This is a genomic window from Tautonia sp. JC769 (assembly GCF_040717455.1).
GTDB lineage: Bacteria > Planctomycetota > Planctomycetia > Isosphaerales > Isosphaeraceae > Tautonia.
Window position 1 is genome coordinate 113658 of the sequence record NZ_JBFEFH010000020.1, and the last position, 20779, is coordinate 134436.

Annotated in this window: 17 protein-coding genes; 4 read left to right on the top strand and 13 right to left on the bottom strand. The window is 69.3% G+C overall.

Annotated features, from left to right (window positions below; all coding sequences use genetic code 11):
• Positions 1-4: 4 nt before the first annotated feature.
• The 5 genes from AB1L88_RS18865 to AB1L88_RS18885 form a co-directional block, all read right to left on the bottom strand.
• The gene (locus AB1L88_RS18865; RefSeq protein WP_367098237.1) at positions 5-703 is read right to left on the bottom strand and encodes a Uma2 family endonuclease; all 699 of its coding nucleotides are present in this window, start codon (positions 701-703) and stop codon (positions 5-7) included.
• The gene (locus tag AB1L88_RS18870) at positions 693-1694 is read right to left on the bottom strand and encodes an AAA family ATPase (RefSeq protein WP_367098238.1); all 1002 of its coding nucleotides are present in this window, start codon (positions 1692-1694) and stop codon (positions 693-695) included. Before AB1L88_RS18870 ends, AB1L88_RS18865 begins: the two co-directional genes overlap by 11 nt.
• 166 nt (positions 1695-1860) lie before the next feature.
• Positions 1861-2229, bottom strand: a complete 369-nt coding sequence (locus AB1L88_RS18875) for a DUF4404 family protein (protein ID WP_367098239.1) — start codon at positions 2227-2229, stop codon at positions 1861-1863.
• Between the two features lie 185 nt (positions 2230-2414).
• Complete coding sequence (locus AB1L88_RS18880; protein WP_367098240.1) at positions 2415-3647, bottom strand: VCBS repeat-containing protein; 1233 nt, start codon at positions 3645-3647, stop codon at positions 2415-2417.
• 159 nt (positions 3648-3806) lie between these two features.
• Positions 3807-4013 carry a carbon storage regulator gene (locus tag AB1L88_RS18885; protein ID WP_367098241.1) on the bottom strand — a complete coding sequence of 69 codons (207 nt, stop codon included), beginning with the start codon at positions 4011-4013 and terminating at the stop codon, positions 3807-3809.
• A 334-nt stretch (positions 4014-4347) separates the two neighbouring features.
• On the opposite strand from AB1L88_RS18885, the gene AB1L88_RS18890 reads away from it, so the two are divergent.
• From AB1L88_RS18890 to AB1L88_RS18900, 3 genes are all read left to right on the top strand, one after another.
• Complete coding sequence (locus tag AB1L88_RS18890) at positions 4348-6861, top strand: hypothetical protein (protein ID WP_367098242.1); 2514 nt, start codon at positions 4348-4350, stop codon at positions 6859-6861.
• A gap of 62 nt (positions 6862-6923) precedes the next feature.
• Positions 6924-7946: an N-acetyl-gamma-glutamyl-phosphate reductase gene (argC, locus tag AB1L88_RS18895; protein WP_367098243.1), complete on the top strand. Its 1023-nt coding sequence runs from the start codon at positions 6924-6926 to the stop codon at positions 7944-7946.
• A gap of 142 nt (positions 7947-8088) precedes the next feature.
• Positions 8089-8544 carry a hypothetical protein gene (locus tag AB1L88_RS18900; protein WP_367098244.1) on the top strand — a complete coding sequence of 152 codons (456 nt, stop codon included), beginning with the start codon at positions 8089-8091 and terminating at the stop codon, positions 8542-8544.
• Between the two features lie 96 nt (positions 8545-8640).
• Here AB1L88_RS18900 and AB1L88_RS18905 read toward each other — a convergent pair whose 3' ends face one another.
• The 7 genes from AB1L88_RS18905 to polA form a co-directional block, all read right to left on the bottom strand.
• Positions 8641-9378 (bottom strand): sulfite exporter TauE/SafE family protein, encoded by a 738-nt coding sequence (locus tag AB1L88_RS18905; RefSeq protein ID WP_367098245.1) that lies wholly within the window; start codon positions 9376-9378, stop codon positions 8641-8643.
• A 63-nt stretch (positions 9379-9441) separates the two neighbouring features.
• On the bottom strand, positions 9442-10875 hold the full coding sequence (locus AB1L88_RS18910; protein WP_367098246.1) for a S1 RNA-binding domain-containing protein: 1434 nt from the start codon (positions 10873-10875) through the stop codon (positions 9442-9444).
• A 120-nt stretch (positions 10876-10995) separates the two neighbouring features.
• Positions 10996-11667 carry a hypothetical protein gene (locus AB1L88_RS18915; RefSeq protein ID WP_367098247.1) on the bottom strand — a complete coding sequence of 224 codons (672 nt, stop codon included), beginning with the start codon at positions 11665-11667 and terminating at the stop codon, positions 10996-10998.
• 85 nt (positions 11668-11752) lie between these two features.
• Positions 11753-12250, bottom strand: coding sequence for a 6,7-dimethyl-8-ribityllumazine synthase (ribH, locus tag AB1L88_RS18920; RefSeq protein WP_367098248.1), 498 nt, complete (start codon positions 12248-12250; stop codon positions 11753-11755).
• Positions 12251-12356: 106 nt separating this feature from the next.
• The gene (rho, locus tag AB1L88_RS18925) at positions 12357-14168 is read right to left on the bottom strand and encodes a transcription termination factor Rho (protein ID WP_367098249.1); all 1812 of its coding nucleotides are present in this window, start codon (positions 14166-14168) and stop codon (positions 12357-12359) included.
• Positions 14169-14453: 285 nt separating this feature from the next.
• A complete protein-coding gene (gene coaE, locus AB1L88_RS18930) occupies positions 14454-15299 on the bottom strand; it encodes a dephospho-CoA kinase (RefSeq protein ID WP_367098250.1) in 846 nt (281 codons plus the stop codon).
• A gap of 455 nt (positions 15300-15754) precedes the next feature.
• On the bottom strand, positions 15755-18460 hold the full coding sequence (gene polA, locus AB1L88_RS18935) for a DNA polymerase I (protein WP_367098251.1): 2706 nt from the start codon (positions 18458-18460) through the stop codon (positions 15755-15757).
• Between the two features lie 408 nt (positions 18461-18868).
• On the opposite strand from polA, the gene AB1L88_RS18940 reads away from it, so the two are divergent.
• Complete coding sequence (locus tag AB1L88_RS18940) at positions 18869-19618, top strand: carbohydrate-binding family 9-like protein (protein ID WP_367098252.1); 750 nt, start codon at positions 18869-18871, stop codon at positions 19616-19618.
• Positions 19619-19645: 27 nt separating this feature from the next.
• On the opposite strand, the gene AB1L88_RS18945 is transcribed toward AB1L88_RS18940, so the two are convergent.
• The gene (locus AB1L88_RS18945; protein WP_367098253.1) at positions 19646-20455 is read right to left on the bottom strand and encodes a hypothetical protein; all 810 of its coding nucleotides are present in this window, start codon (positions 20453-20455) and stop codon (positions 19646-19648) included.
• Between the last annotated feature and the right edge of the window lie 324 nt (positions 20456-20779).

Below are 20779 nucleotides of genomic sequence, written 5' to 3' on the forward strand. Positions count from 1 at the left end.
AGCCTCACTCGAACAGGATGCCACTCAGGTCGAGGACGAAGCCGGGCAGCACGTCGCCGCCGTCGAGGCGCTCGGGCCGGGTCAAGGTTTCGGGTTCCTGGCCGGGCCGATAGCGTTCGACCGTCCCGTCGAGCGGGTCGATCAGCCAGCCGAGCCGGGCGCCGTTGGCGAGGTATTCCCGGAGCTTGTCGCGGAGCTTCCGCTTCGCGTCGGAGGGGGAACGCAGCTCGGCGACGAAGTCGGGGCAGATGGGGGGGAAGACGCGGCGTTGCTCGGGCGTCAGGGCGAGCCAGCGGTCGCGGGCGATCCAGGAGGCATCGGGGCCCTTTGTCGCCCCGCTCGGGAGTTTGAAGCCGGCGGAGGAATCGAAGCAGACTCCCGCGTCCTCACCTCGGCCCTCGTTCCAGACACCGAGTCTCATCGCGAGCGTGAAGTTCTGCCGAGAGGATTCGCCGCCGGCCGGGTACATGATTTCCAGGTTCCCTTCGGCGGTCCGCTCCAGGCGAAGCTCGGGGTTGGCCGCGCAGATCTTCCAGAACAGGTCGTCGGTCAATTCGACTTCGGGGGCGAAGCAGAGCGTCAGGGGGGAGGGGTTCGACATCGGCAGGTCGCCCTCCGGCCCGGGGGAGGCGGTCGGGGGGAGTGCCAGGGTGTCCTGGACATCGTCCGACGGAGGCAGGTGCGGGCGGGCCTCAGTAGACATCGTCGTCGTCCTCCTCGTCGTCGTCGTCGTCGTCGTCCTCGTAGTCGGCGTCGGGGTGGAGCGGGTCGTCGGGGGAGAAGAAGAGGTCGCCGAGGCCCATCGGGGTGGCCTGGCCGCCGAGGGCGCGGCGACGGCGGTGGGCGAGGGCGTCGAGGTCGGCCGCCTCCTCGCCGAGGACGCAGAGGATCGCCTCGGCCCAGGCGCGATCGCGGCCGAGGGGGTGGTCGGGGTCCTGGGCCATCCGCTTGATGGCGAAGCGGAGGATGTTGATGCCGTCGCGGGGGGAGAAGTCGAGCCGGAGCTCGTGGGCCTTCTGCAGGAAGTCGACGGTGATTTCGAGCAGCTCGGAGGCGGCGAAGGGGAGGTGGTACTTGAGGATCGCCATCTCGTCGTCGCGCTCGGGGAAGCCGAGGGCGAGCTGCGGCTGGAGCCGGCTGAGGATGTAGTCGGGCACCTCGTAGGTCGACTCGTCCTCGTTCATGGTCACGCAGCAGCGGAACTCGGGGTGCGCCTTGATGGTGATGCCGGCGATGATGCTCTCGACGTAGCGGCGGTGGTCGAGCAGGGGGGCGAGGCTCGCCCACGACTTCTCGTTCATCCGGTTCCCCTCGTCGAGCACGCAGACGCCGCCGACGATCATCGCCGTGACCAGGGGGGAAGCGTGGTACGAGATCTTGCCCTGCTCGGAGAGGACCGGGGTGACGAGTAAGTCTTCCGGCCGGGTGTCGGCCGTGCACTGGTTGATGTAGAGCGCCTGCTTGCGCAGCTTGGCGGCGGCCATCGCCAGCGTCGTCTTGCCGATGCCGGGGGGCCCGACGAGACGGGGGGAGAGGGGCAGGTCCTTCGGGTCGACCATCAGCCAGCAGGCGGAGAGTTGGCGGAGGATCTCGTCCTGGCCGATCCATTCCTGCTCGGTCGTGTCGGGGGCGCTGAGGTGGAGGGTCACGCCGCCGATCTCGACTGTCTTCGCCTGCTGGGCTGATGCCGCCATGCGCCGATCGTCCCTTCGTCTCGTCTCTTGCGGCCGGTCCGCCGGCCGCGTTGGCTAGGTCGTCCAGGATGGGGTGTGTCGAAGCCGCTGCCCGAGGTGCGAAGTGCAGTCTAACGGACGATCCCGCGGCGGGCGAGCGTCGGGTACCGGCAAATCGGGGCGGCGCTCAGATGCCGATCTGGGCCAGCAGGTCGAGGAAGCGGCGGACGACCTGGGTGGCGAAGGGGGCCTCGGCCTCGGCGTGGGCGGCGGCCTCGTCGAGCCGGGCCCGGGTGGTCGAGAGGAACCCCTCGTCGCGGTGCTCGTGCAGCGCCCGGGCCAGGGCCGAGGCGCTGGTGGCCAGGTGGGCGGCGGTCTCGGGGGGGGCGTTGGGGTCGAGGGCCTGGCCCAGCTCGTCGATCAGCTCCGCCAGGCGGCCGCGCTCCTCCGGGTCGAGGTGGTGGGCGTCTCGCAGCAGGCGGGCCGATTCGAGCAGGTCGGAGCGGAGCCGGTCGAGGTGTTCGGGCTCGACGGGGGGAGGGGTGTCCTGGGCCATCGCGGGTGCATCCTCAAAGAGCGGGCAAGCCGGCCGTCGCGGGCGGTGGCACTCTCGGCTCCACCGCGGTTTCGTTCCATTATTGGGTCATCGCCGGGGTTCATGAACCCCCGAGCCGCCCCGATTCGGTCGGGCGGGGGGCCCGAGGGGGTCATGGGCGTCACGATCGCCCGGGCGGGCGGACCTCACGGACGCGGGGTGGCTGGGCCGGGATTCTCGTACCAGATCACGCCCAGGCCATCGGTTTCTTCACAGGTTAAGACGTCGAGGTCGCCGTCGCCGTCGAGGTCGATCAGCCGGACGAGGTCGTATTTCGTCCCTTCCTGCGCCCCGCTGATGGTCCTGAGACGCACCGGGCCGTCGAACGTGTTGCCGATCCAGGTGATCTGGACGATGCCATGCTTCCCCCGGGCGCTCTCGGTCGAGACGACGAGGTGGAGCCAGCCGTCGCCGTCGAGTTCGCCGACGGCCACGGCCTTGCCGGTCCCGATCGCATCGCCGAGCGGGATGCGAAACGATCGCCAGGAATCCGCTTCGTTGCGGAAGATCAGGATGCCTCGATCGCGGGTGGCCGCAAGGATCTCGTTCCAGCCATCGCCGATGAGATCGGCCACGTCGAGGAACATCACCTCGGCGTCCTCGCCGCCGATCGGGTGCTCGACCCACTCGGGCGATTGCGCCGAGCCCCGGCGTTCGAGCCAGAAGACGCCCCGGCGATCGCCGCGACGGTCGGAGCAAAGCAGGTCGAGGTCGCCGTCGAAGTCCAGATCGCTCGCCACGATGGACATGATCCAGCCGACTGGGCGGATCGGGTGCCATTGCCAGGCACCCAGGTCGCGCGGGTCCTCGGGCGACTCGAGCCAGCCGAGGGCGGCGCCGTCATTCTTGCCCGCGAGGATCAGATCGACCCCGAAGCGGCCGTCGACCTGCATCGGCTCGCACCACATCCACTGCTGCATCCCGACGGTCGCGGGGATCGCCTCGGTGGTCCAGGCGTCGGGATCGAGCAAGGCGGCCGGGTCGCCCGGGTTCCAGTGGACGAAGACGGTCCGGGTGTCCCCCTCGCACGAGCTGACGACATCCGGGAATCCGTCGCCGTCCAGGTCGACGATGACGGCGTCTTCGGGAGATGCCACCTGCCCGACGATGACGGACGGCCAGGGAGCCTTCGCCCGATCGGGACCGGGGTTCCGGTAGACGCGGACGATTCCCCCCTCTTCCCACCCTGTGGCGAGGTCGAGCAGGCCATCGCCGTCGAGATCCGCCAGGCGAACGCCGTCGGCTCCTTGTGAGGAGTCGTCGATCGTGTGGCGGACCCAGCCATCGCCATCGAATTCGAAGACGGGGGTAATGTCCTGGCCGTCGATCGCCGGGCCAAGGAGGAGCAACCAGGCCAGACGAAGCGTCAGGAAGGGCATCTCGGGGCGGGCCTCATCTGAGGAGGATCGGTTCGGCGGCGATCGGGGGGACTTCTCCTCAATCGCGTGGTGCGCACCTCTCGATCCTACCGGATCAACCTCTCCCGCCTCGATGCCGGAGTCGTTTCATCGGCGCGAAATTTCTGAGCCGCCCGTGCCTTAGACAAACTGGGCTGAGGAGGCTCGATCGAACCAGGACTCCTCGTCTGCTTGATCCTTCGCCAGCAGCTCCTCCCGGTAAATCAATTGGCCGTCGGGGGCTTCCACGCCGATCCGGACGGAGTTGCGGTCGATCCGGACGATGGTCAGTCGGATGTCCTCGCCGATCTGAAAACGCTGACCTTGCTTGCGGCTCAGAACCAACATGGCGGACTCCTTTCCCTCTTCGTTTTGATTGAGAAGGTCGCAAGAGGGTGATGATCGTGGTTGGACCCGGGCATCCTGCCCTTCGGCCCAGGAGAATTGCAGCCCCCGTGCCGAAATCGATCGGTTCCGGGGTGTTGACCCGTTTTGGTGTTGCAAGTCGTTGCCTTGAAGGAGGTTTCGCGGGGAAGCCGGTTCGGGGGCCGGGGGCTTCGGCGCTCGGATCAAGGAACTTGAATCGGGACTTACAATCAAGCCGTGCAGGTCGGTGCGTCGATCCTGTAAAGTTTACCGATCGTCCGAGAACGGCTTCAGGAGCGGGATGGTGGGCAAGGGGATGATCGGATCGCGGATGGCCGGGGTCGTGGGGCCGGCGTTGCTCTGCGCCTTGATGCTCGGGTGGCTCTGGCCGATCGGCCTGGGCGGGGCGATGCCGGTCGGCGGCGACGTGACCCAGTTCCAGATGGGCCTGATGAGCGTGCTCGGCGAGGCGATCCGGGCCGGTCGCTTGCCCTTCTGGAACGACCGGTGGGGCTTCGGGTTCCCGGGCTTGGCCGAGAGTCAGATGGGGGTCTACTACCCGCCGCACTGGCTTTGCTTCGGCCTGCTTCCGGTCGAGGCCGGATACACGGCGAGCATGGTGCTGCACCTGCTCTGGGGGGCGATCGGGGCGTACTGGGCGGCCCGGCGGTTCGGGGTGTCGAGCCGGGGGGCGACCCTTGCGGGAGGTGCCTGGGGGGCCTCCGGCTTCTTCCTGATCCACCTGCCGCATCTCTGGGCCTTCTGTGTGGGGAGCTGGACCCCCTGGATCTGGGGATTGGCCTGGTCGATCCTCTCCGGGCGAGGCGGTCGCGGGACCCCCTGGCTGCTGGCGGCGGCGTTGACGGTGCAGATCCTGCCCGGGCATTTCCAACTCGCCTTCTGCACGCAGGTGAGCCTGGGGGTGATGGCCCTCGGGGCGATCGTGCGGGGCAGGGGGGAGCGTCGGGCGGTGGCCCGTCGCTCGGCCGTGGTGTTGCTGGTCTTACTGGCGGTCCTGCCGATGGCGGCTTGTCAGCTCTTGCCGACAGCGCGACTGGCCCGCCTGGCCGAGACGCAACGCGACTTTGAGTACCTCTCCGGGTTCGCCGCCACGCCGCTCCACCTGGTCAACCTGGTCGCCCCCGACCTCTTCCACCGCTCGCCCCTCTGGCGGCCGGTCGTCTGGGACCCGCCGTTTCATACCTCTCCCGAGGAGCTTCGGCTTTATGTCGGCCTGGTTCCCGCGTTCCTGGCCCTGATGGTGCTGGTGAAACCGGGATCGCATGCCGGGGCGATTCGGGTGCTGGGCCTGGTGCTCGCGGTGGGCCTGTTCCTGAGCCTCGGCCCGTATGTGCCCGGGTTCCGCATCTTCAGCCAGTGGCCGGGCTTCTCGTTCTTCCGGGCACCGGCTCGATGGGGCATGATCGTTTCGCTGGCGCTGGCGATCCTCGCCGGCTTCGGACTCGATGCGATCCGAGAGGGCCGCCTGGTGCATCCCGGTCGATGGCTCGTCGGGTGTGTGCTGGGAGCCGTGCTCTGGATCGGGGTTGTCGTCGGCCTGTTCGAACTGGGCTTGAACGCGACCGAACGGCCTGGACCATCGGTCGTCGTCGCCCTGTACGAGCGGGTTTTCGCGCAATTTCCCTGGCCGAACGACCCTCCCGTCACCGAGGTCTTTGCACGAGCCCGGCGCCCTCAGGCCGATGTCCGCGTGATCGCCGCCCAGGGTCGCGAAAAGCTCGGACCCGTGCCGACGGGGGGCTTGCGACTCGATCGGGAACGAGGGCGAATCTATCGCGCCGAGCTGGGGACCACCGCCGCCTTGTTGCTCGCGGTTGTGTTGCTCGTCCCCCTGGCGAATCGACGACGAACGCTGGTAGCGGGGCTTCTGCTACTGACGGCCGTCGACCTCGGCCTGATGGCACGGCGTCGGTCGGTCGATGCGGCTCCGATCCGCCCGTTGACGGAGCAAAGCCTCGTGCTGAGTCGGCTGGCCGAGTTGCCCCAAGGTACCCGGTCGATCGACCCGATGCGCAACCTCACCATGGTCGCCGGCGCGGCCGGAGTATTGAGCTACCGGACGCTCGACCTGCCGATTCAGGCCGAGCTGCGCGGCCTGGCCGACGCCATCCCCCGATCTCCTGAGGAGGCCGATGCGATCCTCGACGCCCAGCGGAGCCTCGGGGCGCGGGTCCGGGTGATCGGGCCGATCGGCCCCGGGATCGAGGTGCTCCGCGACCGCTTCACCGAGACGGGTCGGATCGAGTCGGCCGCAATCCTCGATGACCCGGCCCTCACCGCCTGGCTGCTCGGATCAGGCTACGCCGCGACCGACGAGGGAAAAGGCGGGCGTTACCTGTTCCTCGATGCCGGTCCTGCCCCCCGGGCCTGGTTCCTGCCGACCGATGGGCCGGAGGCGATCGGCCGCTTCCGCAAGGAATCGACGGATGCGGCCTCGATCCTCGGGCAACTCGAGGACGCCCGGCCGATCGAACTGCGCATGAGAAGTCCCGAGCATCTGGAACTGTCGGTTGCGGCGGAAGGGCCGGGCCTCGTGCTCGTGACGCAGCTCGATTACCCCGAGTGGGCCGCCTCGCTCATCGACGCCGAGGGCGCGGCGAACCCGGTGCCGGTCGATGGCGTCCTGGGGGGGTGGCAGGGCGTGGCGGTGCCCGGCCCCGGCTCGTGGACAATCCGCCTGACGTACGAGGGCCGTGCCGAGCGATGGGGGCTGGTGGTCTCCTCGGCGGCCTGGGCGGCCTGGCTGGTCGGGGTGGCCGTGACCCTGCGACGCTCCCGGCAACGGCTCCGAATCGACCCAACTGCCTGATCGATCCCGCCTGAAACCAAACCCTTCCTCGACCTCTCCTTGCTGCGCAAAGGACCCTCCCAATGACCGACGTGGCGATCGTGGGCGCCTCCGGATACACCGCCCGGGAATTGATCCAACTGTTGCTCCGGCATCCCGGTGCCCGGATTCGCCTGGCGACCTCGCGGAAGGACGAGGCGCCGAGGCTCGACGCGCTGCACCCGTCGCTCGCCGGACGGATCGACCTCGCCTGCGAACCGTTCGACCCCGACCGCGTGGCCGAGGTCGCCCGGGTGGCCTTCCTCGCCCTGCCGCACGGGGCGAGCATGGCGGCCGTGCCGGAATTGCGAAGCCGAGGGGTCCGGGTCATTGACCTGAGCGCCGATTACCGCTTGGTGGATGAAACCGTGTACGAGGACTGGTATGACCACCCTCATACCGACCCGTCCGGCCTCCGCGAGGCGGTTTACGGCCTGCCCGAGCTGTACCGCGAGGCGATCCCGGGCGCCTCGCTGATCGCCAATCCGGGGTGCTACACCTCGACGTCGATCCTCGCGCTGGCGCCGCTCGTGGCGAGCAACCTGATCGAGCGGTCGGGCATCATCATCGACGCCAAGAGCGGTGTCTCGGGCGCGGGGCGGTCGCCGAAGCTGACCACGCACTACCCGGAGTGCAACGAGAGCCTGTCGGCCTACGGGGTGGGCCGGCATCGGCATACGCCGGAGATTGAACAGGTGTTGACGGGTGTCGGGAGATCGGCGGCGGGCGACCCGGTCGAGGTGATCTTCACGCCGCACCTCGTGCCGATGGATCGCGGCATCCTGGCGACGATCTACGCCCAGCCCAGGGGGGCGGTCACGGAGCATGACCTGCTCGACCTGTACCGCGAGTTTTACCGGTCGTCCCCGTTTGTCCGGGTCGTCAACCGCCTGCCGAGCACGAAGGACTCGGCCTACTCGAACTTCTGCGACCTGACGGTCCGGGTGGTCCGGGGGCGCGTGCTGGTGATCGCCTGCCTCGACAACCTGATCAAGGGGGCCTCGGGGGTGGCCGTGCAGAACTTCAACCTGATGACCGGCCATCCGGAGACGACCGCCTTGTTCTGATCCGGTCAGGATCGGGCAGGCCGGTACCCGATCGACGGGCCGAGCGCGGATCCGATACGATCGGGGGAGGAGGTTCGGCCCCTCCGCGCCGGGTCGTCTCCCGGAGGGCGGGGGCCAGGTCTTGCTGTGGGGAGGCGATCCGATGACACCGTCGATCCGTACGTCCTTGCTCGCGTTGACCTGCCTTGCCTGCCTGGGGGTTGCCCCCGGCGGCATCCGGGCCCGATCGCAGCAGGAGGAGGGCCGCCCGCCGCAGGATCGGGTCCTCTCGATGTTCATGCAGGCCAAGCTCGACCACTCGAAGGACGTGCTCGAGGGCCTGACGATCGGCGACTTCGAGCAGATTGTCCGGGGGGCCGAGGCCCTCCGGCAACTGGCCGAGAACGAACTCTGGCGCGTCAATCCGGACATCACCTATACGCGCTACACCGAGGAGTTCATCCGCCTGACCGAGGCCCTCGAAGAGGAAGGGCGTGAGAAGAACATCGATGGCGCGACGCTCAATTATGTGAACTTGACGATCAATTGCGTCAATTGCCACAAGTTCGTCCGCGACCGGCGCGTGACCTTCCGCGAGCCCGAGACGCTCCGCCGCTGATGCGGGCGGACCGGGTTCCATCCGGGATCGGGCCGGGGCCCCGCGTTCAGATCGGGGGGCTCTGGCCCCCGATACCCCGTTCAAACGAGCACTGCCTTACGCCAGGAACAGCCGCAGGCCGGCGGCGAGCAGCAGGAGGGCCAGCACGCGACGCAGCGTGGTCGGGTCCAGCCGGTCGCGGCCCGCCCGGGCGCCGACCAGGCCGCCGAGGATCGCCGCCGGCGCCCAGAGCACCAGCCCGATCGGCAATCGGGGCGTCGAGTAGAGGAAGCCGGCCAGGCCCGCGAGCGAGCTGAGGAGCACGAACGGCGCGACCAGCCGGGAGGCCTCCTTCGGGTCGGCCCAGCCGAGCAACTGGAGGGCCGGGAGGAGGAAGATGCCGCCGCCGGTGCCGGTCACTCCCGAGGCGAAACCGATGACGCCGCCCAGCAGCATCCCGGCGCCGAGGGGGACGCGCGTCTCGACGCGGTCCTCGGCCGGGCCCCCTGCCGGCCAGAGCAGGCGCACGGCCGAGAGGATGAGGAGGCCGCCGACGATCGGCAGATAGATCTCCGCCGGCAGCCGGATCGCCCCCCCGAGGACGGCCATCGGCACCGCCGGCAGGGCGATCGCCGCGACCGGCTTGATCCGGTCGCCGATCGCCCCCCGGTGGAACACCCAGGTGCCGATCAGGGCGACGAACCCGTTCAGGAGCAGCGACGCCCCCTTCATCGCCGGCGGGTCGACCCCGAAGAGTGCCAGCACGGCCAGGTAGCCCGAGGCCCCCGCGAGCCCGACGCTGGCATACAATGCCGCCACCAGGGCGAGGAGCAAGGCCAGCACCACGGGTTCCATCAACGGTGCTCCCGAGGTGCCGGCAAATCTGCTCCGAGCGGGGCCGGGGTGGCGATCCGGCGATCAGCCGAACAGGGGGGCATCGCGATCGCCGAGCCCGCCCTTGAGCGGGACCTTCCGCTCCTTCTTGGGGCGAGGGGCCTCCTCCTCCCCTTCGTCTTCTTCCTCGGCGACGACGGGTTCGTCCTTGGCGGTCGGCTTGAGCGAGAGGCTCATCCGCTTGGCGTCGGAGTCGATGTCGAGGATGCGGGCCTCGACCTCCTGGCCTTCCTGGACGACGTCCTTGACGCGCCGGACCCGGCCGGGGGCGAGCTCGGAGATATGAATGAGCCCCTCGACCCCCGGCTCGACCTCGACGAACGCGCCGAACTCCATCAGCTTCACGACCTTGCCCTGGATCATCTGGCCGCGGCCGAAGCGGTGCTCGACCGTGTCCCAGGGGCTCGGCGCCAGTTGCTTCAGGCCGAGGCCGACGCGGTCCTTCTCCTTCTCGATCTTGAGGACCTTGACCTCGACCTCGTCGCCGATCTTGACGACGTCTTCGACCTTCGTCCCGCGCGACCACGAGAGGTCGGAGACGTGGACGAGTCCATCGACCCCGCCCAGGTCGACGAAGGCGCCGAAGTCCTTGATCGAGCGGACGACCCCCTTGCGGATCTGGCCTTCCTGCAGCTCGGCCCAGGTCTTCTCGCGCATCTCGGCGCGCTGCTGCTCCAGCAGTTCCCGACGCGAGACGACGAGGTTCTTCTCCCTCGGGTTCGCCTCGGTCACGACCACCTGGAATCGCTGATTGATGTAGGCTTCGGGTTCGGCCACGAAACCCAGCTCGACCTGGCTGACGGGCAGGAAGCCGCGCATGCCGTCGACATCGACCTCAAGGCCCCCTTTGATCGCCTTGGTCACGCGGGCCTCGACGACCATGCCGCGCTGGACGCTCTCCCAGTCGGCGTCGACGGCGGCCCCCTTCAGGTTCAACCGGGTCAGGCCGGCGGCGGGGTCGTAGCGGTCGACCATCACCTCGATGGAGTCTCCCACGTTCGGCAGCGGCTTGTTGTTGCCGAACTGCGAGACGGGGATGAAGCCTTCGCTCTTGGTGCCGAGGTCGACGATGATCTCGTTCTCGCGGACGCGGACCACCCGGCCGACCTTCGGCGCCCTGGCCGGCTCGGCGCTCCGGCGGCCGCCGGAAGGGGCCGAGTCGGGCGGGGCGGCCTCGGACCGGGCGCGGCGGTTGACCGAGCCGGGGACCGAATCCGGGTCGAACCCCTCCAGGGCCTTCTCCAGCTCGGCCTCAAGCTCGTCGTCCCAGTGGCGTTTCAGGTTCACTTCCGGCCGCACGTCCTGGCCGGTCGCGGCGTCGAGCGCGCGATCGATCTCCTCGTCGAGCGGATGGTGGTATTGATCCGGCTCGGGCTTGAGGCTCTGGCCGGGCCGGGGCCTCGGCGGAGTCGAGCCGGCGGGGGGTTCGTTCAGGTTGCGGATCGGTTCGTCGGACATGGCCTGACCCCGTTCGGGAGGGTCCTCGCTCGGATCGGTTGGATCGGGTCGGATCAAATCACGTCGGAATGCAGATCGGTGTGCGGATCGCGTGCCACACCCTCGCGAAAGCCTTCTTGATTACGCGATCAGCTCCAGGGTCGCCCAGAGGCTCGGGTCCTCGCCGACCGGGAATTCCCTGCCGACGGTCAGGAACTGGTCGCCGCGGTCGGGGTCGGTCACGCGATACGAGAGCCCGAGCCGTCGGTTCGTCTCCGGGTCGAATCCGTTCAGGACCGAACCCGGCAGGAAGACCTCCAGCCGGTAGCCGGATCGCGTCCGCTGGGCCGCCGACCGGACCGGCTTCAGGTCGGCCAGGGGGGCATCGACGGTCGCCCTCGGGATCTTCAACTGGCGGACCGTCGCGTCGAGCGTCTTCCCCTTGCCCGGCGCGACTCCGAGGTGGAACCGGTGGCAGTGTCGGCTGGCACGGTGGATGTCTCGCGTGTCTCTGGTGTCGATCCAGATCTGCGCGCCGTCGGGATCCTCGGGGTGGTCGGGCACCTGGAGGATGGGGCCGACCTTGCCGGTCACCTCGACCGCGATGCCCAGCCCCTCGCCGTTCCAGGCGACCCGGACCTCGGCCCATCCCGGCCGGCCGTCGAGCGCCCCCAGTTGCGGCAGCAGGCACGACGGGGGCAGGTCGAGCAGCCGCGCCTTGCCCGATCGGGGGATCCCCTCGACCTTCGGGCAGGGCAAGGCGACCCGGAAGTAGAACCCCTGGGGGATCAAGGGCGGTGCGGATGTGGACATGGTGGCTCGACCTCCTCTGTCGCCGTGCTCGACCCGGGCTCATCTGCGCCTCGGGTCGAGGAGCGAACTCCTCACGATCGCGAGGTTAGCCGCCCGCCTTCGCGTCGGCAACCGCTTCGGATCGGATTTGCGCCATCAGGTTGACCATCTCGATCGCCGCCAGGGCCGCCTCCCCCCCCTTGTTCCCGGCCTTGAGGCCGGAACGATTGAGGGCCTGTTCGACGGTCTCGGTGGTCAGGACGCCGAAGATCACCGGGACGCCGGTGGCCAGGCTGGCCGACATCAGGCCGCCGGCGGCCTGGCCGGCGACGTGGTCGTAGTGGCCCGTCTCGCCCCGGATCACGCAGCCGAGGCAGATCACGGCGGCATAGTTGCCCGATTCGGCCATGGCCTGGGCGACGATCGGCAGCTCGAACGAGCCGGGGACCCAGGCGACGTCGAGCCGATCGTCGGCCACGCCGTGCCGGACGAACGCGTCGCGGCACCCGGCCAGCAGGGCCTCGGTCACCATCGCGTTGAACCGCGCGGCGACCACGGCGAAGCGGCCGGCGGGGGGGGAGAAATCGCCTTCGAAGGTGGGCATCGGTGTGTCAAGACGGGCCAGGGAAAGGGGGGAAGGAGGGGCGACGGCCGATCCTCTCATCTCGGCCGATCGCCCCCTCCGCATTCCGATCAATCGGGGCGTCCGGTCACGACGGGTCCACGGTCGCGAGGAACTCGTCGTTCGACTGCGACGCCTTGATCCGGCCGACGAGCTGATCCATGGCCTCGACCGGCCCCAGGTCGTTCAGCTCGCGACGGAGGGCGTAAACCCGCGGGAGGTCGGCCTCGGGGATGAGGTTCTCCTCGCGACGGGTGCCGGAGCGGCTCAGGTCGATCGCCGGCCAGATGCGGCGGTCGACGAGCTGGCGGTCGAGGTAGACCTCCATGTTGCCGGTGCCCTTGAACTCCTCGAAGATCACCTCGTCCATCCGGCTGCCGGTGTCGACCAGGGCGGTGGCCAGGATGGTCAGGCTGCCCCCCTCCTCGATCTTCCGGGCGGCGCCGAAGAATCGCTTCGGCTTCTGCAGGGCCGAGGCGTCGATGCCCCCGGTCAGGACCTTGCCCGAGTGCGGGGCCTCGGTGTTGTAGGCCCGGGCGAGCCGGGTGATCGAGTCGAGCAGGATGACCACGTCTCGGCCGTACTCGACCATCCGCTTGGCCTTCTCGATGACCATCTCGGCCACCTGGATGTGGCGCGAGGCCGGTTCGTCGAAGGTCGAGCTGATGACCTCGGCCGTCGGCCGGTTGACGGCCCGTTCCATGTCGGTCACTTCCTCCGGCCGCTCGTCGATGAGCAGGACCATGAGGTAGGCCTCGGGGTGGTGATTCAGGACGCTGTTGGCGATCTTCTGCAGGAGGACGGTCTTGCCCGTGCGGGGAGGGGCGACGATCAGGCCGCGCTGGCCGAAGCCGATCGGCGTCATGAGGTCGACGACCCGCAGGGTCGTCTCGTCGGCCGCGGTGTCCAGGGCGATCCGCTTGATCGGGTGCAGCGGGGTCAGGTCGTCGAAGCTGACCTTCTCGGAGAGCTTGTCGGGATCTTCATAATTGATCGCCTCGACCCGGAGCAGCGCGAAGTAGCGCTCATTCTCCTTCGGCGGCCGGATCTGGCCGGCGACGATGGCCCCGGTCTTGAGGCCGAAGCGGCGGATCTGGCTCGGCGAGACGTAGATGTCGTCGGGGCAGGGGAGGTAGTTGTAGTCGGGGCTCCGGAGGAAGCCGAAGCCGTCGGGCAGGACCTCCAGGGTCCCCTCGCCGTACATCAGGCCGTTCTGCTTGACCCGCTCCTTGAGGATCTTGAAGATCAGGTCCTGCTTCTTCAGGCCGGTGTACTCGGTCACCCCCTCGCGCTTGGCGGCGGCGATGAGCTGGGGCATGGTCATGCGTTGCAGCTCGGTCAGGTGGATCTCGCCGCGCTTGATGACCTCGTACCGGTCGTGGATCTCCGAGTCGCCGAAGAGGGCGTCGTCGTCGGAGAACTCGCCGAGGTTGCCGTCGAGGTCGGCCTCGGCGGCCTCGGCCTTGACGAACTCATCGAGGTCGGGGTCGAGGTCGTCCTCGACCAGCGACGCGGTGGCCCGGCCCCGGGAGTCGGGGGCCTCGTCCACGTCGAGGCCCTCGCCGAAGGATCGGCCCGGGCCGAGCGGGCCCTGGCCGTCGTCGGAGTCGGTCTCGGCGCGCTGGCGTTCGGCCCGGGCGGCCCGGTCGCGCTGCAGGCGGTCGCGGAGGGTCGGGGCGGCGGCGCCGTCGCGCTCGCGGTAGGTCTCGCGGTAGCGGACCGGCTCCCGAGTCCCTTCGCGTCTCGAGGCGCCCGACGGCGCCTCGCCGCCGCCGGCGGAGGGGTCGGCGGGAATCACGGCGTCTCCGGTCGTCGGGAGGTTGGCCTGTTCGGTCTGGGACGACTTGCGGGAGCGAGACGGGGAGGGGCTGGGCTCCCGGCGACGGGTGTCGTTGGCCATGTGAGGACGATCTCCTGAACTACTCGGCCGGGCGGCGAGGGCCGTCGGCCGCGACAAGGTGGCGTGATCGGGTGGCGGGTAGCATCGTCGGACCTGAGAACATGATCAGTCCGGGTGACAGGTCCGACCGACGTCGGTCGCGATGGATAACGGACGAAACGGACGATCGGGTTGGTGAGGACGTTGGAAACGGGAATCGGGGAGATAGGTGGCGGTCGGTCGGGTCGGGTCGGGTCGGGTCGGGTCGGCAGGGGGCTCAGGGCGAGCGTCGTCGGGATCTGAGGGTCAGCGTTTCCGACGACTCCGGCCGCGGCCGCGGGGGCCTCCCGGTCCGGGTCGCCCCGGTCCGGGGGGGAGCCGTCGCGAGCGAGCCATCGGGCGTTCCGACTCGACGTTCGGCTCGTCCCGATCCCTCAGGTCGCCGCGCCCGGCCGGATCGGCCGCGACGTCGGGGCGTCGGGTCAGGACTCGCCAGAGGGCATCGAGCCGGGCGGCCAGCTCCTCCGGGGTCCCGTGATTGTTCAGGACGTGGTCGGATTGCTCCCGCTTGCGGCCGAGCGGCCACTGCGACGCCTCTCGGGCTGCAAGTTGTTCGCCGGTCCAGCCGCGAGATTCGGCGATTCGGGCGCGGCGGACGCGATCCGGGGCGTCGACGAAGACGATGGCGTCGCAGAGGTCGTCCCAGCCGGCCTCGAAGAGGACCGCGGCGTCGAGCACGACCATCGGCGCCTCGCGGCGGCGGCCGACGCGGCGGATGGCCTTCTCGAAGGTCGATCGCATCCTCGGGTGCAGGATCGACTCCAGGGCCCGCAAGGCGTGCGGCGCGGCGAAGACGATGCCACCCAGGGCGGCGCGGTCGATCTTCGGCTCCTCGGCCTCGCCGGCCGAGGCGTCGAGCACGTCCTCGCCGAACCGGGCGACGACGGCATTGCGCGACGGGCGCTGGTCGAGCAGGGCGTGGCCGATGGCGTCGGCGTCGAGCACGGCGGCCCCCCGGGCGGCCAGCTCCGAGGCGACCCGGCTCTTGCCGGCCCCGATGCCGCCGACCAGGCCAACGACGGGCAGCGGGCCGTGTTTCCACGGACCGGGCAGGCGACGTTGACCGGATGGGCGGCGTGCGTAGCGCGGCATGATGGTCGGACTCGTTCCTGGACCGAAGGGTTCGGTTCGGCCTCGCCAATGCCGTCTCGAGCACCGACGGGGACGGCGAGGGCGCGATGGAGCAGGGAGTTCTTGGATCGGGTCGCGAGGTTGGACGACGCTCACGAGGTGGGTTCAGGGAGGAGCAAGCGGCCGCCCGCACGACGGGACAACCGGAGAGGACTGCGATGCGAGCGAAACCGACGACAACAATCCACCTCGTCAATCGAGGAGGCGAGCCATCCGATTCGGAATCGCAAGGCCCCCCGGGGCTGATCCGCGTGATCGAGTGATTCAATCGCCGCGGCAGGGCTCGCGGGCAGGAGGGGGCTGGGGTGGTGCGAGTGCGAGAGACCTGCGAACTCTGCGTCCATTTATACTCCACCTCCCGGATTCGATCAACGGAATTCCGCCGCTTCGATTGGAATTCTCCTCATGGTGCGGGGTCAGCCGGCCGGGGTCAGGGGAGTGACGTCCAGCCAGTTCGGGCCGGCCGCGAGATCCACCTGGAGCGGGACATCGAGCGGCAATGCCGCGGCCATGGCCTCGGCCACCATCCGGGCGAGGCCCGGCAGTTCCTCGGTCGGGGCCTCGAACACCAGCTCGTCGTGGATCTGGAGCAACATCCGGGCCTCGCGCCGGTCGTCGCGGAGCCGGCGGTCGACGTCGAGCATCGCCCGCTTGATCAGGTCGGCCGCCGACCCCTGGATCACCGTGTTGACCGCCGTCCGCTCGGCCAGGTTCCGGTTCCGCCCGGTGGTGTTCTTGATGCCGCTGATCGCGCGACGGCGGCCGAGGATCGTCTCGACCCGGCCGGCGACCACGGCCTGCTCCAGGGTCTCGGTGATGAACCGGTCGACCCCCTCGTACTGCCGGAAGTAGGCGTCGATGAAGAGCGCCGCGTCGCCCTGGGAGATCCCCAGGCGGGTGGCGAGGCCGAACGGGCTGAGGCCGTAGATCACGCCGAAGTTGACCGTCTTGGCCATCCGGCGCTGGTCCTTCGTCACCTCACCCTCGGGCACGCCGAAGATCTGCGCGGCGACGACCCGGTGGATGTCCCGGTTCTCGGCGAAGGCCCGCACCAGCTCCGGGTCCTTGCTGAAATGGGCGAGGATGCGGAGCTCGATCTGCGAGTAATCGGCCGTCAGCAGGGACCAGCCCGGCCCTTTCGCCACGAATGCCTGGCGAATCTGCCGGCCGTCCTCGGTGCGGACGGGGATGTTCTGCAGGTTCGGGTCGGATGAGCTGAGCCTCCCCGTCGCCGTCACCACCTGGTTGAACGAGGCGTGGATCCGGCCGTCGGGGTGGACCAGCTCGGGCAGGGCGTCGAGATAGGTCCCCTTCAGCTTGTCGAGCTGCCGGTGCTGCACGATGAGGCGCGGCAGCGGGTGCTCGGCGGAGAGGGCCTCGAGGACCTCGGCATCGGTGCTCGGCTCGCCTCCGGGGGTCTTCTTGGTCGGCTTCAGCTTCAGGTCCTCGAACAGGATCTGCCGGAGCTGCTGGGCGGACCCGATGTTGAACTCCCGCCCGGCGATCTCGTAAATCTCGCCCCGGATCGTCTCCAGCCGATCGGCAAACTCAGTCGACAGTTGCCGGAGTTTTTCCACATCGACCGCGATTCCGGTGGCTTCCATCCGGGCGAGCACGGCAATGAGCGGGCGTTCGACCGTCTCGTAAAGATCCCCCAGCCCTTCCTCGCGGACCTTGGGAGCGAGGATGGCGTCGAGCCGCCAGGCGGCGTCGGCGTCCTCGCCGGCGTAGGCGGCCACGCGGTCGATGGCCACGGTGTCGATGGTCGTCTGGAGCTTGCCTTTGCCGATGAGGCTCGCGATCGGGATCATCGAGTGGTCGAGCAGGCGCCGGGCCAGCTCGTCGAGGTTGTGGTTCCGCTCGCCGCTCTCGAGCAGGTAGCTCAGGACCATCGTGTCGGAGATCGACTCCGACAGCGCGACGCCGAGCTTCCCGAGCACCAGGTAGTCGTACTTCAGGTTCTGGCCGACGACCTCCCGGGCCGGGTCGGAGAGGATCGGCGCGAGGGCCTCGAGGGTCGCCGCCTGGTCGAGCGTCCTGCTCCCCTCGGGGCCCCGGACGGGGAGATAGAAGGCCTCGCCGGCGTTCCAGCAGAAGGACAAGCCCACCAGCTCGGCCTGGAGCGGGTCGAGGGCGGTCGTCTCGGTGTCGAAGCTGAACCGGCGCTGCTCGCGGAGGGCCGAGAGGAAGCGATCGAACTTCTCGGGCGTGTCGATCACCTGATATTCCTCGACCGGCCAGATGTCCTCCGGCCGATCCGGCTCGCTCGCGGCGATCTCGTCGAGGAAGCGGTGGAACCCGCACTCGATGCAGAGGGCCTTGAGCGCCCCGTGGTCGATCTCGTCCCGGCGCAGGTCGGCCCAGTCGAAGGGGATCGGCAGGTCGGTCCGCAGCGCGATCAGTTCCCGGGCCTTGCGGGCCACGTCGGCATGCTTGTAGAGGTTCTCCTTCCGCTTGACCCCCGAGACCTTCGGGATGTTCTCCAGCAAGGCGTCGAGCGACCCGAACTGCTGGAGCAACTGCGCGGCGGTCTTCGTGCCGATCCCCGGCACGCCCGGCACGTTGTCGACGGCGTCGCCGGTCAGGGAGAGCAGGTCGACCACCTGATCGGGGCCGACGCCCCAGTCCTTCTGCAGGCCCTCCGCGTCGAGCACCTGCTGCTTGCGCAGGTTGTAGATGAAGACATGTTCGCCGAGGAGTTGCCTGGCATCCTTGTCCGACGTGCAGATGAATACGTCCATCCCCTGATCGACCCCCAGCCGGGCGATGGTGGCGATCACGTCGTCGGCCTCGGCCCCCTCGTATTCGAGGATCGGGATGCGAAACCCTTCGAAGACGCGGCGGATCAGGGGGATTTGCGGCTGCAGGTCGTCGGGCATGGCCGAGCGATTGGCCTTGTACTCCTCGAACAGGTCGGAGCGGAAGACCCGGCCCGGTCCGTCGAACGCCGCGGCCACCGAATGCGGCTTCCGGTCGCGATGCAGGTTCAGGACGTCCCGCATGATGCCGAAGACGGCGTTCGTCGGCTGCCCGGCCGGCCCCGTCATGGTCGGGATCGCATGGAAGACCTGATAGATGATCGAATACGCATCCAGCAAGTAGAGCGTCGGGCGGTCGTTCATCGCGATCAGGGGCAGAGGTGAAGGAAGGTCGGGGTGGGACGGGAACCCGGCCAGGGGCGCAACCGGGGCCGCACGCGACGGAGGGATCGGACCCGATCGACTATCCCCCGCGGGGCCCCCCCTGTCAAGCCGCCGATTCCCTCGCCGGCGATCGCTGGCCGGGGGGACGCCCCCGATCGTCGTCGCGGCGTGGTGGGATCGCGATGACCCGCAGCCCCTCGCCCGTCCCTTCGCCTCGCCTTCGCGGGATGGCTGCCAAGATCGGCGTGGTCCGGGCCATCGGAAAACCCGACCTCTCCCCGATCGCATCCCCGGCCCGCCGTGTCGTACAATCCCCATCCGATCGCGCCCGATCCCCATCGGCACTTCCGGTCGACGCTCGTCGATCGCCCCAAGGAGCCACCGATCATGAGAACGCTCGCCCTGCTCACGCTCCCCGTGCTGCTCGCCGCCCCCGCGGTCGGTGGCTCCGACGAGCCGCCGATCACCCGAGAGGCCGCCTGCCGACGGGTCGAGACGCCCCCCGTGCTCGACGGCAAGCTCGACGACCCGGCCTGGGCCGCCGCCCGGGCCGACGAGATCAACCGCTTCTCCGCCTTCTGGGCCGGCGAAGGCCGCGGCGAAGGGACGCGAGCCTGGCTCGTCTGGGACGACGACGCCCTCTACTTCGCCGCCACCATGACCGACGCCGAACTCCGCGCATTCGGCACCGAGCGCAACGACCGGCTCTGGCTCGGCGACGTCTTCGAGCTGTTCTTCAAGCCCTCGGGGGACGACCCCCGCTACTACGAGTTCCAGGTCAACCCGCGCTCGGTGATCCTCGAACTCGCCTTCCCCCGCCGCGGGCATCCCTTCGAGGAACTGGCCGCCCGCCCGCCGATGGGCTTCGAGGCCGTCGCGGTCGTCGACGGCACGCTCGACCAGCCGGGCGACACCGACCGGTCGTGGTCGGTCGAGGGTCGAATCCCCTGGTCCCTGTTCGAAGCGACCGGCGGCCGGCCGGCGATCGGCGATTCCTGGCGCTTCGCCCTCTGCCGATACGACTACGGCCCGGAGGGGACCGACCCCTTGCTCATGAGCTCCGCCCCCCTCTCGCAACCGAGCTTCCACCGTTACGAGGACTATGGCCTGCTGCACTTCAAGGGGCCGAACGACTGATCGGATCGACCCCGAGGGCTCTGTCGCTCAACGCTTCTTCCGTTTGTTCGACCGCGCCCGGGCCTGCTTCTGCTGCTTCTTCTTCGCCTTGAGCTTCTTCAAGTCCGGGCGATTGGCCCCGCCAGGACCGACCTCGAACGACGGGCGGGACACGCCGGACGCGAACCGCAGGTTCTCCGGCATCGGGCCCAGGCCCAGCTCGTATCGGACGATGGGCCAATCCCCGGCAATGGAGATGTCCACCCGATTCGCCTCGAAGGCCGCCTCGATCGCCGGGGCGGCCTCCGTCGCCTCCAGGTCGAGAAGGGTGGCGACGATGAACCCGTTCAGGGTCTCGTCGGTCTCCGGATGCTCCGCCAGCATGCGGGTCAGGAAAGCGACGACCCGCTCCCGAGACTCCGGATGCGCCAGGGCGATCTTGGTGAACGACTCGCAGAGCCCCGACCGGAGCCGATGCTCGTTCGCCGGATCCTCGAACGACCGCTCCAGGTCCGGCAGGGCGCCCGGCCCGAGGGTCTCCATCACCTCGGCCAGTTCCTCGACCCAGAAGTCGTGCACGTCGATCATGCGGGCATAATCGGCCAGCAGCGGCCCGACCGCCTCGACGGCCCGGAGCTGGGCGATCGCCTTCAGCGCGTGCTCGCAGGCCCAGGCCTGGGCCTCGTCCACGTCTTCCCGGTCGAGCTGCGCGAACAGGTCCGCGTCGGTCGCCATCCGGGTCAGTTCCGGCACATGCTCCGGGCCGATGCCCATGGCCCGGTAGTCGGGCCCCTCGGTCCCCAGCTCCACTTCGCCGAGCCGAAGCAACTGGTCCAGGGGAGGTTGGTAGGTGCTCATGAGTGCGTCCCGGTCGAGGGGGGGCGGCCGCCGGCCCGATCGAATCGGGGGGGCGGCGTTCCGTCGGCCCTCGGGGCGTATCGGACCCGCTCGAGCCGCCTCGAACGGTGATTCTCACCACTGCGAGAATTGTTGCCTGACGCGCTGCCCCTTGCAACGGGCGATCGGCCCGGCCGCCGATCGGACCCGGCCCGTTCGCGGGCCGACGCGAGAATCCCCCTCGGACCTTGCGCGATCGGCCATGCTCGGCCTGCGGCCCCGTCGCGTCAGGAGGGGCGGCCCGGACACCGGTCGGCACCACGCGGCATCCGTTCGTGCCGATCC